This is a genomic window from Candidatus Poriferisodalis sp., assembly GCF_965208555.1.
In the GTDB taxonomy this organism is placed as follows: Bacteria; Actinomycetota; Acidimicrobiia; order Acidimicrobiales; family Poriferisodalaceae; genus Poriferisodalis.
On sequence record NZ_OZ242342.1, the window covers coordinates 188,905 to 204,742 of the forward strand.

Consider the following 15,838-nt stretch of genomic DNA (forward strand, 5'->3'; position numbering starts at 1 on the left):
ATGGCCACCCGCCCGGACGACCAACGCGAAGAGGCAGGCGCACTGCAGCCAAGAGCCCCGACTGGCTTCACCGCTGCGGCCAATTCTGCCGCCGCAGTCTCCTTCGACGACCCCGGTGACTTCGAACGAGCCGCCCGAGGCCTCGTCGCCCAGCTTGACGACGGCCGCGTCACCCTGGGTGACCACGTGGTGTTCGATGTCGCCCGCCATGCCTTCGTCTCCGAGTCGGAAGCAGCGCCCCCGTCGGTGCACCCGAGCCTGTGGCGGCAGGCGCGGCTCAACGTCCATCACGGGCTCTTCGAGGTCGCCGACGGCGTCTGGCAGGTGCGGGGCTACGACATCGCCAACATCACGTTCCTGGCCGGCACCGACGGCTGGCTGGTCATCGATCCGCTGACGAACGCCCCCGCCGCAGCCGCAGCGCTGGACCTCGCCAACCGGACGCTCGGCACCCGACCGGTGAATTCGATCATCTACACGCATTCCCACGCCGACCACTTCGGCGGCGTGCTCGGCGTGACAGATGCAGAGGCCGTGGCCAACGGCGATGTGCAGATCGTGGCACCCGACGGGTTCCTCGAAGAAGTCGTGAGCGAGTTCGTCATCGCCGGGCCGATCATGGGACGGCGGGCCGCCTACCAGTTCGGGCCGCTGTTGTCGCCGGGCCCGCTCGGCCACGTCGATTGCGGGCTGGGCTCCACGATGGGCTTGGCACGCTCCGACCTGATCGCTCCCACCGACACCATCTACGAGACCGGCGAGGAGCGCGTGCTGAGCGGCATCCGGATCGTGTTCCAGAACACGCCTGACGCCGAAGCGCCCGCGGAGATGAACTTCTTCTTCCCCGACAAGCGCCTGCTGTGCATGGCCGAGAACTGCACGCACACGCTGCACAACCTGTATCCGATCCGCGGTGCACAGACCCGTGACGCCCTCGCGTGGAGCAAGTACATCCAGGAGGCGCTGGACCTCTGGGGTGACAGCACCGACGTGATGTTCGCCAGCCATCACTGGCCCCGTTTCGGGAATACGGACGTGCGGGGCTTCCTGACGATGCAGCGTGACGTGTACCGCTGGATGCACGACCAGACGATGCGTCTTGCCAATCAAGGCCTGCGGCCGACCGAGATCGCCGCCCGGCTGCGATTGCCGGCTGAGTTCGATCAGTCCCATGTGCAGGGCTACTACGGCACGGTCTCGCACAACTGCCGCTCGGTCTACAACCGCTATCTCGGCTGGTATGACGGCAATCCGGCCAACCTCGACCCGCTCCCGCCGGTCGAAGCAGGTGCCAACTACGTCGAGTTCATGGGCGGCGCCGATGCCGTGCTGGCCAAGGCGCGCGAGTGCTTCGAGCGGGGCGAGTACCGCTGGGTGGCCCAGGTCGTGAATCACCTGGTGTTCGCCGACCCTGCGAACGCCGAGGCCCGCAGCCTGCAGGCCGAAGCGCTGGAACAACTCGGCTACCAGTCAGAGTCGGCCACCTGGCGAAACGCCTACCTGATGGGCGCGAAGGAACTGCGGGAGGGCTCCCCTGACTGGGGCCGCATCCCCACCCGGGACATGTCGCAGGCCATGCGCCCCGAGCACCTCTTCGACGTGATCGGTATCCGCTTCGATCCCGACGCGTTCACGGCAGGGCCGGCGACGTTCAACTTCCGCTTCACCGACCTCGACGAGGATCACGTGCTCGGCGTCGGCCGTTCGGCAGTACACCACCGCCGCGACGCCGTCGATGGCGGCGCCGCGGCCTCGGTGCGTACCGACCGGGCCACGCTGGCCGCTGCGCTCAATGACGCCAGCGCCCTCGACGGGGTCGAGATCGTCGGAGATCGGGCGCTGCTGCAGTCGCTGTTGGCCAGCCTGACCGTGTTCACGACGGCCGCGCTCATCGAGCCCTGATCGCGGCTACTGGTCGACGAGTGCGTTGCGGGCTTCGACCTCGGCAGCTGCACGAAGGTCGTCACGGTCGTTGTCCAACCGGAACTCGACGTGTCGCAGCACCCCCTGGAAGTCATTGGGACCGGCGTACGCGGCGGTGACGGTGGGGCCGAGATCGCGCCCGACGTCCATGCCGTACAGCGACTGCCGGAACGGCATCGTCTCCATGTCGACCGATCCGAGCTCTCGTGCCGGCTCGCCGTCAGTGCGCTGCCACACGGTTGCCGTTCCCGTGTGCTCAGCGCTCTTCGCATAACGGACGCCCAGCACGACTTCCCCGCTCGGCACCGGTTCGCTGGCACGCACGCCGAAGGAACGTCCCAGATTGTTGTACTCGAAGCACAGCACCCCGCTGTCGACATACAGCACGAGCCCACCGGTCCGCGACCCGTACGCCACCAGCACTCCGTCGGTTCCCGCTGAGGTGTCCGCTTCCACGGCGATCTCGAACGAACGGTTCCGCACATCCGGGCACTTGAACCGCTCGAGATGCGGCATGCCCGCCGGGTAGCGCAGCCGGGTCGCCGATGCGTCTGGGCCGGGCCGGCGCAGCACGAACAGCTCCACGCCTCGATCGTCCAGCGGCAGCACGTTGTAGGTGCCGGCTTGGTCCCACCACAGCTCGATCAGCTCGCGCAGCTTGTCCGGGTGGGCCTCGGAGAGGTCATGGATCTCGGCGAAGTCGTTGCGGGTGTCGTAGAGCGCCCATTCATCCTCAGAGAACGGCACTCCCTGGCGGTGGAGGGTCACCGCCTTCCATCCGTCGTGGTAGATCGCCCGATGGCCCAGCATCTCGTAGTACTGCGTGGTGCGGGCCGACGGCGTCTCAGCATTCGCCGGGTCGAACGTGGGCCGCATGGAGATTCCCTCGACGGGCTGTTGCGCGATGCCGTTGTGAACAGCCGGAGCCTCCACGCCGACCACGTCCAGGATGGTGGGCATCAGGTCGATCACGTGGTGGTACTGGTCGCGGATGCCCCCGGCGTCGGCGATGCCTGACGGCCAGTGCACGATCAGCGGATCGCGGATGCCGCCTTCGTAGGTGTTCTGCTTGTAGAAACGCAGCGGCGTGTTGCCGGCTTGCGCCCAGCCCCACGGGTAGTTGTTGTAGAGGTTCGGCCCGCCGATCTGATCGATGAACGGCACCATGTCGGCGACGTCGAGCCGCTGGCGGTTGAAGAAGATGTTCTCGTTGGTCAGTCCGTGGCGGCCGCCTTCCTGCGAGGCGCCGTTGTCGGACAGCAGCACGATCAACGTGTCGTCCAGCAGGTCGGCTCGGTTCAGGTAGTCCACCAGCCGGCCGATCTGGTCGTCCGTGTGATCCAGGAACGCGGCGAACGTTTCCTGCATGCGGCTGTACAGCCGCCGCTGGTCGGCGTCGAGCTCGTCCCACGGCTGCACGCCCGGGTTGCGCGGCGACAGCTCGGCGCCGGCCGGAACCACGCCCAGCTCCCGCTGGCGGGCGAACCAGCGATCCCGCGTGACATCCCAGCCCTCGTCGTAGCGGCCCCGGTACTTGTCCAGGTACGCCTGCGGTGCCTGGTGCGGCGAGTGCGTCGCTCCGAAGGCGAGGTACGTCAGGAACCTCCGCGACGGTGCTGTGGCCTGCTGGGCGGCGATCATCGAGATGGCCTGATCGACGAGGTCTTCTGAGAGGTGGTAGTCGGGCTCGCTCGGTGGGTCGACGGGGTGGTTGTCGATAACCAGCTCAGGCGAGAACTGGTCGGTGGCGCCGCCGAGGAACCCGTAGAAGCGGTCGAAGCCGCGCCCCAGCGGCCAGTGGTCGAATGGACCGGCGGGTCCGCAGTCGGCCAGGTTCGCGAGGTGCCACTTGCCCAAGGCGAAGGTTGCGTAGCCGTAGCTTCCCAATACCTCTGCGAACGTGGACGCCGACGGCGCGATCACGCCGCGGCAGTTCGAGAAGCCCGTGTCCACGTTCGACAGGAACCGCATGCCGACCGAGTGGTGATTGCGACCGCTGAGCAGGCACGCCCGTGTCGGCGAGCACAGCGCTGTGGTGTGGAAGTTGGTGTAGCGAAGGCCGCCCGCCGCAAGCCGATCGATGTTGGGGGTGTCGATGTCGCTGCCGTAGCACCCGAAGTGGGCAAAGCCCGTGTCGTCGAACACGATCACAACGACATTCGGCGCCTCCGCAGGGGCTGACGGTCGCGTCTCCCACGCGGGGCTCAGCTCTGCGGCGGTGGTTCCGGGGCGTTCGCGGTCTCGCATCGCCTCCGTCTAGCAGGCACGCTCCCAGAACGACGCTTCATGCGACCTCATGCGGCGACGCCGGCAGCGACAGGCGTCGAGCATGGGGCAGGGCTCAGGCTGCGATCGGACAGCCCTTCACGGTGATGCGGTGCATGAGACGGGTCTCGCCGCGGTAGTCGTTGAGCGCCTTGTGCCAGGTGCAGCGGTTGTCCCAGATGGCGACCGATCCAGGCTCCCACGAGAAGCGGTACGTGAACTCGACGCTCGAACCGTGCTCGAACAAGTACTCGAGCAGGGGTCGGCTCTCCGCAGCAGTCCATCCGTCGAAGCGAGTCGTGAACGAACGGTTGACATACAGCACCGGCCGGCCGCTCACCGGATGGGAGATCACCACCGGATGGGAGACATCGGGACCGAACCGATACCCCTCTTGGAATCGCTCGGACCGCTCCGCTTCGGGCAGCTTCGACAATCCGATGCCGAAGGCCTCGTACGACGAGTGCACGGCGCGCAGCCCGCGCAGCGTCTCTTTCATGCCGTCGGACAGCGCGTCGTAGGCGGCGTACATCGAGCTGAAGGCAGTGTCACCACCGTGCGACGGCAACTGCCGGGCGACGAGGATCGAGCCGAGTGCTGGCGCCTCCTCGTAAGAGTGATCGGTGTGCCACGCCTCGCCGATCACGTAGGTGTTCTCTGGGCGTGTGCGGACCTCGGCAATCTGGGGGTACGTCTCGTTGGGTGAGAAATACGCGTTGACGTCGATCTCCCCGAGCGACTCGGCGAATGCGATGTGCGCTTCGGGTGACAGGTCCTGATCGCGGAAGAACAGCACGCCGTGCTCGCCGAGGGCCTCAATCAGCGTGCCGGATGCGTCGGCGTCGAGTTTGCCCAACTCAAGCCCGGAGACGAACGCCCCGAGTGCAGCACCGGTCGGTTTGATGTCGATCCCCATGGGTGATGGTTTACCGAGATCGCCCCACACCGTCAAACGTCGGCGCAGCGCGGGCTTCGCCAGTCGGGCAGCCTCAACCGAGGTTGGCGCCGCCGTCGCTGTGGATGAAGCGGCCGGTCATGCCGCGTGACGCGTCGGAGGCGAGGAACACGTAGCACTCCGCGTGGTCGGCAGGGCCGAGTGCGACGTCCAGTGGGCTGCGCCGCCGGATGGACTCGAGCCGGTCGGGTTCGGAGCCGAGCGATCGGTCACCTAGCCCGAGCGAGCGCAGACCTCGCAGGTCGGTGCTGTGCGTACCGCCGGGAGCAACGCCATTCACCCGGATGTCAGGTGCCAGCTCATGGGCCAACGACACCACGCAGCCGCGCACGGCGAACTTGCTCGCCACGTACAGGACGCCCCCGCGCCCTGGCACAAAGCTGCTGGTGGAGCCGGTCAAAATCACCGAGCCCTTGCTGGCTCGGAGCGGCTCGATGCTGGCTCGCACCGCCAGCAGCATCGAGCGCACGTTGACGTCCATGACCTCGACGAAGGCGTCGTCGAGGACGTCGGGCGGCAACTCCTCAAGTCCCAGGTAGTAGTCGAACAGTCCGACGCAGCTCACCAGCGTGTCGATGCCGCCGTAGGCGTCCTGCATCGCCGCGACGGCCGCGTCATTGTCGGCTGCACTCGTGGCATCGCCGCAGATCACGGGTCCGGCCGATGCCTCAACCAGCGCCTCGCACTTGCGCGAATCGATCTCAAGCGAGCCGACGCTGGCTCCTTCGGCCAAGAAGGAATCGTGGACTCCCCGGCCAATGCCCGATCCCGCCCCGACGATCAAGGCCCGGTTGCCAGCCAGCCTGCTCATCTCGGGGCCTCCGCGGCGGCGTCACACGGCGGCTTCACAGGAAGATCGCCAGATTCTGTGTGCGCAGCACCGACTCGTCGATCTCGATGTCCCGCGAGCGCAGGCGCAAACCGTCCGGGGTCGAGACCAGTACATCCCTTCGACCGGCCGACAGCAGGCTCGGCGCCATGCGATCGCCCCGCGAGCGGTACAGCAGCACCGCCGACTCGACGACCAAGTCCCCGTCGTCGCCTTCGAAGGTCCGCACGTTCGACACATGATGACGGATCCGGCTTTGAGGGTCCTCGGTCCAGGCGTAGTCGGTGCCGAAGCGCTGCACCCGCTTCGACAGCGAGTACCAGTCCTCGTCGAAGTGGTCCATGGTTTGCACGTCGGCCTCGTCGGTGGCCTTGACCGCCGTCACCCGCACGGGCATCCGGTACCGGATCTGCGGATGCATCAGCCCGAGCCATGCCTCGAACTCCGAGGTGTCGAGCAGGTGGGCCTCCTCGGTCAGGAACTGCTCGGCCGATTGGTGCCGAGGGTCGCTGTAGGGAAGCGGCGCCCCCGAGCGCGCCGTGCTCACGCGGGGGTCTCCCCCATGCCGAAGGCGATCGGCTCGCGAGCAGGCGCCGGCCGGGCCACTAGGTCGGCCCACATGGAGAACCAGTGGCGCTGGTTGTGCTCGCCGAAGCCCTGATACGCCGTGCCCGGACCGCCAAAATCCGCGAACTGGTTGACGATCGGATCGCCGTCGAGCGTCAGGCCCATGCGGTTGTTGAGCAGCAGGTTCCGGGCCATCGATCCCTTGGCCATCGTCGTGATCGATACCCAGTTCTCGACGTCGTCCTGCTCGAACATGCCCGATGACCCGAAGCACATCAGGTACGCCTTGTACGAGGCAGCCTTGTAGTCCTCCGGGGCGTCGGCCGCGACGCAGAACCAGGAGTACACCTCGGTCTCGCCCGGTCCGACAGGCTGCCACAGGCGCACCGAGATGAACGGCGTGATCCGCCCGTCGGCATCGGTCTGAGGCCAGTTGTGCACGAAGCTCAGGTTCGGGAACAGCGTCGAAGCCGATGGCATGAAGCCGGGCTCCGCCGCCAGCGCCCGCTGGACCGCGCTCAGCTTGGCTTCCATGGCGTCGATCATCTCGTCGGGGTAGCCGACATAGGACAGCCCCGACCTGAAGTCGCTGCCGGGCGGCAGCTTGTACGTGGTGCCGCCTGCGGGCCCGGCATGCCAGAGCACGCCTTCTTTGCGCTTGTAGGGCTTCGGCTCGCCGAACAGCTCGATGTCGACCACGCTCGCGTGGGTGTGAGGCGTGTGGTAGCTGTCGCCCATGAAGTTCTCGGCGCCGATCTTCCAGTTGGCCTCGACGCGCCAGCGCTGCGGGCCGCGGAACTCCATCCCGGCGTCGCTCTGGCCCGTGTAGAAGTCGAGGTAGAAGGCGAAGTCGCCGAGCCATGTCTCGAAGTCGGGGGCGTCGGGGTCGAGGCTGGCGAAGATCATGCCGTTGCGGGTCGCCACGGACGGCGCCTGCAGCAGCGCCTGCCCTTCCTTGATGAACCCCACTTCGCCGCCATAGGCGTCGACGTGGAACGGCAGCCCGGCGAGCTGACCGTCGTTCTTGTACGTCCAGGCGTGATACGGGCACCGGAAGGTGCGGGCGTTGCCGCGCTCGGCCCGGCAGACCTGCATGCCCCGGTGGACGCACATGTTGAACATGACGTGGAGCTGGCCGTCGCCATCGCGGGTCACCAGGAACGAGTCATCCCCGATGTTGCGCACCACGTAGTCATTCGGGTGGGCGATCTCGGACTCGTGGGCCAGGAACGTCCAGGCTCGCCCGAACAGCCGGGTCCGCTCCAGTTCGTGCACCTCGGCGTCGTTGTAGAGGTAGGCGGGGATGAGGCCCTGTCGCACCGAGGCCGTGACCTGGTCAATGACGTCGGGTTCCATCGAGATTCCTCACTCGCGTCCTACGTCAACCCGAGGCCGTCCTGCTCTAGGGCGGCCAGGTGGTGTCTCCACAGGGTCTCATGGTTGAACGCACTTCCCAAGTCCGGCAGCTCGCCCAAGTCGGCATCCGGTATGGCTCCGGGGACGGATCCCACGGCGCGCACACGCAGGTGGATGCGTGCGAGCGTGTCGACCTGCAGTGCGCGCAGCACTGCGTCGGCAACGTCTGCGCCGGTCGTCACCACGCCGTGGCCCCTCAGCACGAGCGCCGGGGCCTCGCCGAGCGACGCGACCATCTCCCCGGCCAGTTCGGCCGTGCGGATCAATGCCGACCGTGGGTGCACTGGGATGCCGGCGGCAGCCAGATGGGCAGCCGGGATGTCATAGGCGCCGAAGATCGGCTCCAACGCGAACCCCGCCAGGCTGGCCACCACGACATCTGGCGGGTGGGCATGCACAACGCACTCGACGTCGGGATGGGCCGCCAGCACTGACGTGTGGATTGGCAGCTCGCTCGGCACCGCGTAGTCCCCAGCGCGATCGTCGGCAATCTCACCTGCATCCATGTCGACGACGCGCACATCGTCTGGCACGGTGAACCGAAGCCCGCGCTCGCGAGGTCCGCGGCACCGCACCAGCGCCCGTCCGCCGTCGATGCGAAGGCTGATGTGCCCCAGGATGTTCTCGACCAAGCCCCGATGCGCCATCACCCGGCACCCGAGCGCGACGTCACGCCGGAGCCCGTCCAGGCCATCGCTCATGCGTCGAAGCTATATCCGTGCTGCGGTCGCCAGATCCGCACCTTCAGCCGCGGTTGATCACTTCGTCCCGGTCGCCGATGTAGTTGCCGGCTCGCACCTCGTACCGGGCCTCTTGGACCTGGGCGTTGTACGAGACAGCAGGCGGATCGTCGCCCGCCGCCATCTGCTCGAGGCACTCGCGGAACCGGTGCCGGAACATCACCACGCCCCGGTCGGAGCTGGCCAGGCGTTCTTCCGAGTGCAGAGTGACCGGCCCTTGACCCACCATGGCCTCGTAGTCGCCGGGCATCTGCTGGTGCTCTGTCTCGGTCAATTCCTCCCATCGCTTGCCGCCGTAGGAGGCGCGCCGGGCAGGGCTGCCGATGGGCCGCTTGAGGATGGTGAAGATCTTGGTCTCGGTCTGCGAGATCGGCAGCGTCCACGCGACGCTGGTGGCCTGCCCTTCGTGTTCGACGAAGGGACTCGCCACGATCCGCACGTTGGGCATCAGCACTTCGGTGACCCGGTGAAAGAACCGACCGTCGTCGAGCTCTCGATCCTGGTGCGACTTGACGCCATGCGGTGTGAAATGCCAGCTCACTTCGGGCAATGACTGCATCTCGGCAACGAATTGGTTGCCCGAGAACCCTGCGTGCAGCACGTACACGTGGAACGGGTCCATGACGTTCTCGTGCGTCTGAAACCAGTTGCATGGCGTCGGGTCGCCGTGCAGGCCGATGTTGTTGTCGTCGGCCACCACTTCCCATCCCTCGGCGACGTCGGAGAGGATGTCGTACGTCGGGAATGCCGGCTTGAGCTGCGGCGGGCCCATGTAGGTGAACAGCATCCCGTGGTAGTCCACCAGCGGGTACCACGGCTGCCGGTAGCGCTCGAGATGCTGCCCTCGGTCAGGTTCGCAGGGCATCTCGAGCGTGTTGCCCTCGATGTCGAAGAGCCATCCGTGGTAGCAGCACCGGATGCCGCGTTCCTCGACCTTGCCGTAGTACAGCGACGTCCCGCGATGGCAGCAACGGTGGTGCACGAGCCCTGGCCGGCCGCTGCCATCGCGGAACAGAATGAGATCCTCCCCCAACACCCTCACCGGTTTGGGAACGTCGGAGGCATCGGTCGCGAGCGCGAACGGATGCCAGTAGCGGCGCAGCAGCTCACCCGCCGGCGTCCCGCGCTCGACCTCGACGAGGTCCGGTGCCGAGTGGGGTTCGGGCAGTTCGTACCCGGTGCCGACATCGATGTTCACCGGTCGCTCGCTGAGCTGGCCCATCGGTCACCCCGCCTTGTTTGTACCATCCGTGCGCCTGCTGACATTTGAGCACGCTGCCGGCTGACAGGACGAATTCGAGATGAGCGAGAGCGAGAAGGCGACGGGGCCGCTGGCCGGGGTGCGCGTTGTCGACCTCTCGTCGGTGCTCATGGGCCCGGCCGCTACTCGGACGCTCGGCGATCTCGGCGCCGACGTCATCTTCGTCGAATCGGCAGCAGGCGATCGCAACCGCAGCATGGGTGCCGGCCCGACTCCGGAATTCTCCGGCGTCGCCCTCAACCTGCTGCGCAACAAGCGCAGCATCGCGATGGATCTCAAGCATCCGCGTGGTCGGCAGGCGTTCTTGGACATCGCCGCAACCTGCGACGTGATGATCACCAACCTCCGTCCGGGACCGCTGGGACGGCTCGGCCTGAACTACGAGGCAGTGCGGACGGTTCGCAACGACATCGTGTTCTGCCGGGCACATGGCTACCCGTCCTCCAGTGACCAGGCCGACGCTCCCGCGTACGACGACATCATCCAGTCCGCCAGCGGCATCGGCGACCTGTTCAGGCGCATGGGCGCCGAGCCGATGCTGCTGCCCAGCCTCGTCGCCGACAAGTTCTGTGGACTGACGATCGCCAACTCGGTGACCGCGGCGCTGTACCACCGGGCTCTGACCGGCCAAGGGCAGTGCATCGAGATCTCGATGATCGATGTGATGCGCGCCTTCGTGCTCGCCGAGCATGGTGCGGGCGCCATCTCCGAACCCCCAGTGGCGAGCGCTGGGTATGCCCGCATCCTCACGCCCGAACGCAAGCCCCAGCGGACCGCCGATGGCTGGATCAACATCCTTCCCTACGACCACGCGCACTACGTCGCACTGTTCGAAGCAGGGGGACGGCACGATCTCGCCGCCGACGAGCGTTTCGCCACTCCCATCGAGCGCGTCACCCACAGCGACAGCCTCTATCGAGACGTCGCGTCGGTGCTGGACCAGCGCACGACTGCGGAATGGCTCGAGCTGTGCGCAGAGCACGGCATTCCGGCCACCGAAGCGGCGACGCTCGATGAACTCGTATCCCAGCTTCCGGTCGCCAAGCATCCGGTGGCGGGCCCGTACCGGTCCATTCCGCCGCCCGAGCAGTTCTCCGAGACGCCGCCAAGCGTCCGGCGGCCGGCTCCGAGGATTGGCGAACACGGTCGGGAGATCCTCGCTGAAGTCGGCTACGACGGCGAGACGATCGACAGCCTCATCGGCTCAGGCATCCTGAGCACAGCAGGAGGGATCGACGATGAGGTTTGACGGCAAGCGAGTGATCGTGACCGGCGGCGCGTCGGGCTTCGGCAGGGCGATCAGCCAAGGCTTCGCCGAGCGAGGCGCCCGAGTCATGGTGACCGACATCGACCTCGAGGGCGCCGAAGCGGTTGCTGCAGAACTCGACGGGGCGCTGACCTTCCGGCTCGACGTCACCGACGAGGACGCCCACGCCGAACTGGCCCAACTGATGACGGACACCTGGGGCGGCATCGACATCGTGGCCGCCAACGCAGGATTCGCTCACCAGATGGGGTCCACGCTGGACATCCCCACTGAGGAGTTCGACCTCATGTGGGCGGTCAACACACGCAGCGTCTACTTCGCCGCGAAGCACTTCACCCCGCACATGCCGCCCGGCAGTTCCATCGTGAGCACTGCGTCGATCGGCGGCAAGCGACCCCGGCCGGGCCTGACCCCGTACAACACGTCGAAGGCAGCGACGATCATGCTGACGCGGGGCCTGGCCGAGGAGTTCGCGCCCGACATCCGCGTCAACTGCGTCGCACCGGTGGCCTCGGAGACCCGCTTCTTCGAGCGGGCGACCGGCTTGGACAAGATGCCAGACGAGATGAGAGAAGCAGTCATCGAGGGCATCCCGATGGGCCGCATGTCCGACCCGACCGACGTCGCCAACGCGGTGATGTACTTGGCCTCCGACGAGGCCGGCTTCCTCACCGGCGTCTGCCTCGACGTCGACGGGGGCCGCAGCATCAGCTAGTGCCGGACAGCCCATTCGGCGATGGCCGGGCTTCGGTAGGGTCCCGACGGTGAAGTTCGCTGCATTCCTTGCGCCGCACCATCTGCCTGGCGAGAGCCCCGCGCTGCAGCTGCAGCGCGACCTGGACCTGGTTACGCACCTCGACCGCCTCGGATACGACGAGTTCTGGTGCGGCGAGCATCACTCGACCGGCTGGGAGACGATCGGCTCGCCCGAGATGTTTCTGGCCGCCGCAGCGGTGCGCACCGGCCGCATCAAGCTCGGCACGGGCGTCACGTCCATCCCCTACCACCATCCCTTCAACGTCGCCCAGCGCATCGTGCAGCTCGACCAGATGAGCATGGGGCGGGCGATGCTGGGGACCGGTCCGGGGGCGCTGCCGTCGGACGCCCACACCTTGGGCATCGATCCGATGCTGCTGCGCGATCGTCAGGACGAGGCCATCCCGGTCATCCAGCGGCTGCTGGCCGGCGGCGAGCGGTTCACCTACGAGTGCGACTGGTTCTCGCTGTACGACGCGAAGCTGCAGATTTTGCCCTACCAGCACAAGGTGCCGATGGTGACGGCGTCGATGATCAGCCCGTCGGGTATGACGCTGGCCGGCAAGTACGGCATCGGAGTGCTGTCGATCGGCTCGATGTCAACTGAGGGCTTGGCCTCACTGCCGTTGCAGTGGAGCTTCGCCGAAGAGTCCGCTGCCAAGCACGACCAGTCCGTGAGCCGGGACGACTGGCGGGTGATGTTCAACTTCCATGTGGCACAGACCCGCGATCAGGCCCGGCGAGACGTCGAGCACGGCCTGCTTCGCTGGCACAACGAGTACAACGTCGACACCCTGCAGCGTCCGGGCCTCGAGCACCTCGCATCGACCGCCGACGCCATCGACTTCTACGCCGATCCCGATTCCGCCGCCGGCGTCATCGGCACTCCCGACGACCTCATCGAGAACATCCTGCGGATGCAGGAGATCACCGGCGGCTTCGGCGTGATGATGGGCTTCGTCAACGACTGGGCGGATCCCGAGGCCATGTTCCGCAGCTGGGACCTGGTGGCACGCCACGTCATGCCTGCGGTCAACGGCCAGCTCGCATCGATGCAGGAATCGAATCAGTTCGTGATCGACAACCGGGAGTACTTCGACCGGGCAGGACAGGCCATCCTGTCGAAGATCTTCGAGAACGAACGAGCCGCCGCCGCACTGAAGGGTGCCGGCACGCCCAAGTCGGGCTTCACGCCCCGCGTCGGCGCGGACAGCGACTGAGGGTCGCGCTGCGCACGCGGTCAATCGCCTCCAGTCCGAAACGTCGACTCATCCTGATTGCAGGGCGCGCCAGACTCGCTCGGGAGTCAACGGCAGGTCCAGATGCTCGACCCCGAACGGGGCCAAGGCGTCGAGTACTGCACTGTGGATGGCAGGCGTCGCCACCACCGTCCCGGACTCGCCGAGCCCTTTGGCACCCAGCGGATTGAGCGGTGACGGCGTCACGGTCTCGTGGCTCTCGAAGAACGGCAGCTCCGCTGCGGACGGCATGGCGTAGTCGGCGAGCCCGACCGTCATCGGGATGCCGTCGTCGTCGTAGAACATCTCCTCGTACAGCGCAGCGCCCACTGCCAGCGCCAAGCCGCCGTGCACCTGCCCATGGGCCAGCACCGGCTGCAGGATCACGCCGGCGTCGTCGACGCTCAGCAAGCGCCGCACCTGCACCTCGCCAGTCGCGGCGTCGACCTCCACGGCGGCCACACATGCGCCGAACGAGAACGACCCGGCCCCGCCTTCGGGCCGGAAGTGGTGGTCGACGCTGAGCTCGCCATGGCCGGCCAGGTCAACCCAGCCGAGCGAGCGGGCCGGGGTGCCCGCCACGTGGAACAGCCCGCGGTCGGTGTCGAGCACGACATCGTCAGGGTCGGCTTCGAGCAACTCGGCCGCGCGTTCGCGGGCCGCAGCCACCAGGTCGACAGCGGCTCCGTGGGCCGCCGAACCGCCGAGCTGCGCCGAGCGAGATCCGATGGTCCCCCCGCCGATGGGCGAACGATCGGAGTCGTCGTGGGAAATGATGATCCGGTCGACATCGAGACCGAGTTGGGCGGCCACGACCGGTGCGAAGGTGGTTTCGTGCCCCTGACCGTGAGGTGAGGTGCCCACGACCACGTCGACGGTGCCGTCTTCGAGCAGCAGAGCGGTCGCCCGCTCCCCCTCGCCGCCGCCGGTGACCTCGGTGGTGCAGCTCACGCCGATGCCCAGCAGCGTTTCGCTGCCGCCGTCTGCCCGCCGTTCGGCCTGCTCGGCGCGCAGACCGGCGTAGTCGGCCAGCTCTGCAGCCAATCGCAGCGCTCTGGGGTAGTCGCCGCTGTCGTAGGTGGCGCCGACAGCGGTGCGGTACGGAAAGCGGTCGGGCGGCACGAGGTTGGCGAGGCGGACATCCAGTGGGTCACGGCCGATGGCCTGGGCGAATCGGTCGACTGCCCGTTCGATGGAACAGGCCGCCTCGGGTCGGCCTGCGCCCCGGAACGCCACCGTGGGTGTCGTGTTGGTGACCACCGACGTTCCTCGAAGCGAGGCGTGCGCGATGTCGTAGACGCCGGTGCCGCTGTTGCGCAGGTTGTTGGTGACGTTGGTGCCCATCGCCGGGTACGCGCCGCTGTCCTGCAGCGCGTCGACGGCGTACGCCGCGATCGTGCCGTCGCGGTTGCCGCCGATGCGGACACGGTGACGTGACGCCCGCCCATGGCCCATGGCCAGGGATGCCTCGGAGCGGGTCTGCGCCCAGCGGATCGGCCGGCCGATCTCGCGGGCCGCCCATGCCACAGCGACATCTTCGGGGTAGCAGCCCCATCCCCCTTTGGCACCGAAGCCGCCGCCGACATCGGGCGAGATGGCTCGCACCGTTCCCGGTTCGAGGCCCAGCAGCGTCTCGATGACGTGCTTGGCGCCTGCGGGCCGTTGCGAGCACACCCACGCTGTGCAGCGCCCGTCGGCGCCCCAACTCGATGCACCGGCAAGCGGTTCGATCGGGTGGGGGCCGAGCCGTGGATGCGTCAGGTCGAACTCGAGGGTCACATCGCAGCCATCCCAGACCTCGTCGGGGATCGGATCGAGCTCCCAAGCCAGGGCGACGTTGGTGCCGGCGTGCTCATGCAGCAGGGTCCCGCCGCGGAGGCTGGCATCAAGGTTGACGACGGGCGGCAACGGCTCGTAGTCGACGATCACCAGCTCGGCGGCGTCCATCGCAGCAGCACGGGTCTCGGCGATCACCAGGGCGATGGGCTCGCCGACGAAGCGAACAGTGTCATAGGCCATGAGCGGCCGCCACAGGTCCCGGTTCATCGACGGCAGCCGGGGCGGGAACGGCCAGCCGTCCACCTCGGGCCCGAGGTACACGGCGATCACGCCGTCCGCCGTCCGGGCCTCTGTGACATCGACAGAGGCAAGACGTGCATGTGCCTCTGCTGACCGCACGAACACGGCCTGTGCTGCGCCCGCCAGCTCGGCAACGTCGAGCCCGTCGATGTAGGTGCTCTGGCCGCGCAGCAGCGGTTCGTCCTCGCGCCGGCCGCTGAATGGAGTGTCTGCCACGGCCGCAACGTAGCCCCGGCGTGCAATGATCGGCACCGCACGTCGCACGATCGGAGCAGGCGATGGACATCCAGGTGGACACCCGAGGCGGACCCTCGGACGGTCCCTACTTCGAGGACGCGGAGGGCTTCAACATGCCCGAGCCGCCCGGCAACGGGAGTCGCCGTATCCCGCTGGGCGAGTTCCCGACCGGCCCCGAGGTGGGATCGCGCTTGCCGGACATCGTTGCAACCGATCAGTCAGGGAGCCTGGTCGACGTGCATGCCGACCGGGCCGGCCAACCTGCCGTGGTGGTCTTCTACCGCTCGGCGGTGTGGTGACCGCCG

The 15,838-nt window shown here is 67.4% G+C and carries 13 protein-coding genes; 5 read left to right on the forward strand and 8 right to left on the reverse strand.

The window, feature by feature from the left end:
• Positions 1 to 1,902, forward strand: a complete 1,902-nt coding sequence (locus ACOGXE_RS01170) for an alkyl/aryl-sulfatase (protein WP_419932132.1) — start codon at positions 1 to 3, stop codon at positions 1,900 to 1,902.
• A gap of 6 nt (positions 1,903 to 1,908) precedes the next feature.
• Here the strand turns inward: ACOGXE_RS01170 and ACOGXE_RS01175 are convergent, their stop codons facing one another.
• From ACOGXE_RS01175 to ACOGXE_RS01205, 7 genes are all read right to left on the reverse strand, one after another.
• Positions 1,909 to 4,170, reverse strand: a complete 2,262-nt coding sequence (locus tag ACOGXE_RS01175) for an arylsulfatase (protein ID WP_419932133.1) — start codon at positions 4,168 to 4,170, stop codon at positions 1,909 to 1,911.
• A 94-nt stretch (positions 4,171 to 4,264) separates the two neighbouring features.
• Positions 4,265 to 5,104 (reverse strand): TauD/TfdA dioxygenase family protein, encoded by an 840-nt coding sequence (locus ACOGXE_RS01180; protein ID WP_419932134.1) that lies wholly within the window; start codon positions 5,102 to 5,104, stop codon positions 4,265 to 4,267.
• 73 nt (positions 5,105 to 5,177) lie between these two features.
• Entirely contained in the window at positions 5,178 to 5,954 is a 777-nt protein-coding gene (locus tag ACOGXE_RS01185; protein ID WP_419932135.1) for an SDR family oxidoreductase, read from the reverse strand.
• Positions 5,955 to 5,988: 34 nt separating this feature from the next.
• A complete protein-coding gene (locus tag ACOGXE_RS01190) occupies positions 5,989 to 6,519 on the reverse strand; it encodes a 3-phenylpropionate/cinnamic acid dioxygenase subunit beta (protein ID WP_419932136.1) in 531 nt (176 codons plus the stop codon).
• Positions 6,516 to 7,895, reverse strand: coding sequence for an aromatic ring-hydroxylating oxygenase subunit alpha (locus ACOGXE_RS01195; RefSeq protein ID WP_419932137.1), 1,380 nt, complete (start codon positions 7,893 to 7,895; stop codon positions 6,516 to 6,518). The genes ACOGXE_RS01190 and ACOGXE_RS01195 overlap by 4 nt, the downstream gene beginning before the upstream one ends.
• 20 nt (positions 7,896 to 7,915) lie before the next feature.
• Positions 7,916 to 8,656, reverse strand: coding sequence for a class II aldolase/adducin family protein (locus ACOGXE_RS01200; RefSeq protein ID WP_419932138.1), 741 nt, complete (start codon positions 8,654 to 8,656; stop codon positions 7,916 to 7,918).
• Positions 8,657 to 8,699: 43 nt separating this feature from the next.
• Entirely contained in the window at positions 8,700 to 9,917 is a 1,218-nt protein-coding gene (locus tag ACOGXE_RS01205; protein WP_419932139.1) for a Rieske 2Fe-2S domain-containing protein, read from the reverse strand.
• Between the two features lie 79 nt (positions 9,918 to 9,996).
• On the opposite strand from ACOGXE_RS01205, the gene ACOGXE_RS01210 reads away from it, so the two are divergent.
• Genes ACOGXE_RS01210 through ACOGXE_RS01220 form a run of 3 tightly spaced genes read left to right on the forward strand, consistent with a single transcriptional unit; the run spans position 9,997 to position 13,199 of the window.
• On the forward strand, positions 9,997 to 11,205 hold the full coding sequence (locus tag ACOGXE_RS01210; protein WP_419932140.1) for a CaiB/BaiF CoA transferase family protein: 1,209 nt from the start codon (positions 9,997 to 9,999) through the stop codon (positions 11,203 to 11,205).
• The gene (locus tag ACOGXE_RS01215) at positions 11,195 to 11,938 is read left to right on the forward strand and encodes an SDR family oxidoreductase (protein ID WP_419932141.1); all 744 of its coding nucleotides are present in this window, start codon (positions 11,195 to 11,197) and stop codon (positions 11,936 to 11,938) included. The genes ACOGXE_RS01210 and ACOGXE_RS01215 overlap by 11 nt, the downstream gene beginning before the upstream one ends.
• 49 nt (positions 11,939 to 11,987) lie before the next feature.
• Positions 11,988 to 13,199 (forward strand): LLM class flavin-dependent oxidoreductase, encoded by a 1,212-nt coding sequence (locus ACOGXE_RS01220; RefSeq protein ID WP_419932142.1) that lies wholly within the window; start codon positions 11,988 to 11,990, stop codon positions 13,197 to 13,199.
• A 48-nt stretch (positions 13,200 to 13,247) separates the two neighbouring features.
• Here ACOGXE_RS01220 and ACOGXE_RS01225 read toward each other — a convergent pair whose 3' ends face one another.
• Positions 13,248 to 15,512 (reverse strand): xanthine dehydrogenase family protein molybdopterin-binding subunit, encoded by a 2,265-nt coding sequence (locus ACOGXE_RS01225; RefSeq protein ID WP_419932143.1) that lies wholly within the window; start codon positions 15,510 to 15,512, stop codon positions 13,248 to 13,250.
• A 62-nt stretch (positions 15,513 to 15,574) separates the two neighbouring features.
• Between ACOGXE_RS01225 and ACOGXE_RS01230 the strand changes: the two genes are divergently transcribed.
• Positions 15,575 to 15,832 (forward strand): hypothetical protein, encoded by a 258-nt coding sequence (locus ACOGXE_RS01230; RefSeq protein ID WP_419932144.1) that lies wholly within the window; start codon positions 15,575 to 15,577, stop codon positions 15,830 to 15,832.
• Positions 15,833 to 15,838 lie beyond the last annotated feature (6 nt).

What these genes read in the sequence shown, in the direction of transcription:
- ACOGXE_RS01170 (WP_419932132.1), top strand. Translation starts at nt 1, where the DNA reads ATGGCCACCCGCCCGGACGACCAACGCGAAGAGGCAGGCGCACTGCAG.
- ACOGXE_RS01175 (WP_419932133.1), bottom strand. Translation starts at nt 4,170, where the DNA reads ATGCGAGACCGCGAACGCCCCGGAACCACCGCCGCAGAGCTGAGCCCC.
- ACOGXE_RS01180 (WP_419932134.1), bottom strand. Translation starts at nt 5,104, where the DNA reads ATGGGGATCGACATCAAACCGACCGGTGCTGCACTCGGGGCGTTCGTC.
- ACOGXE_RS01185 (WP_419932135.1), bottom strand. Translation starts at nt 5,954, where the DNA reads ATGAGCAGGCTGGCTGGCAACCGGGCCTTGATCGTCGGGGCGGGATCG.
- ACOGXE_RS01195 (WP_419932137.1), bottom strand. Translation starts at nt 7,895, where the DNA reads ATGGAACCCGACGTCATTGACCAGGTCACGGCCTCGGTGCGACAGGGC.
- ACOGXE_RS01200 (WP_419932138.1), bottom strand. Translation starts at nt 8,656, where the DNA reads ATGAGCGATGGCCTGGACGGGCTCCGGCGTGACGTCGCGCTCGGGTGC.
- ACOGXE_RS01205 (WP_419932139.1), bottom strand. Translation starts at nt 9,917, where the DNA reads ATGGGCCAGCTCAGCGAGCGACCGGTGAACATCGATGTCGGCACCGGG.
- ACOGXE_RS01210 (WP_419932140.1), top strand. Translation starts at nt 9,997, where the DNA reads ATGAGCGAGAGCGAGAAGGCGACGGGGCCGCTGGCCGGGGTGCGCGTT.
- ACOGXE_RS01215 (WP_419932141.1), top strand. Translation starts at nt 11,195, where the DNA reads ATGAGGTTTGACGGCAAGCGAGTGATCGTGACCGGCGGCGCGTCGGGC.
- ACOGXE_RS01230 (WP_419932144.1), top strand. Translation starts at nt 15,575, where the DNA reads ATGGACATCCAGGTGGACACCCGAGGCGGACCCTCGGACGGTCCCTAC.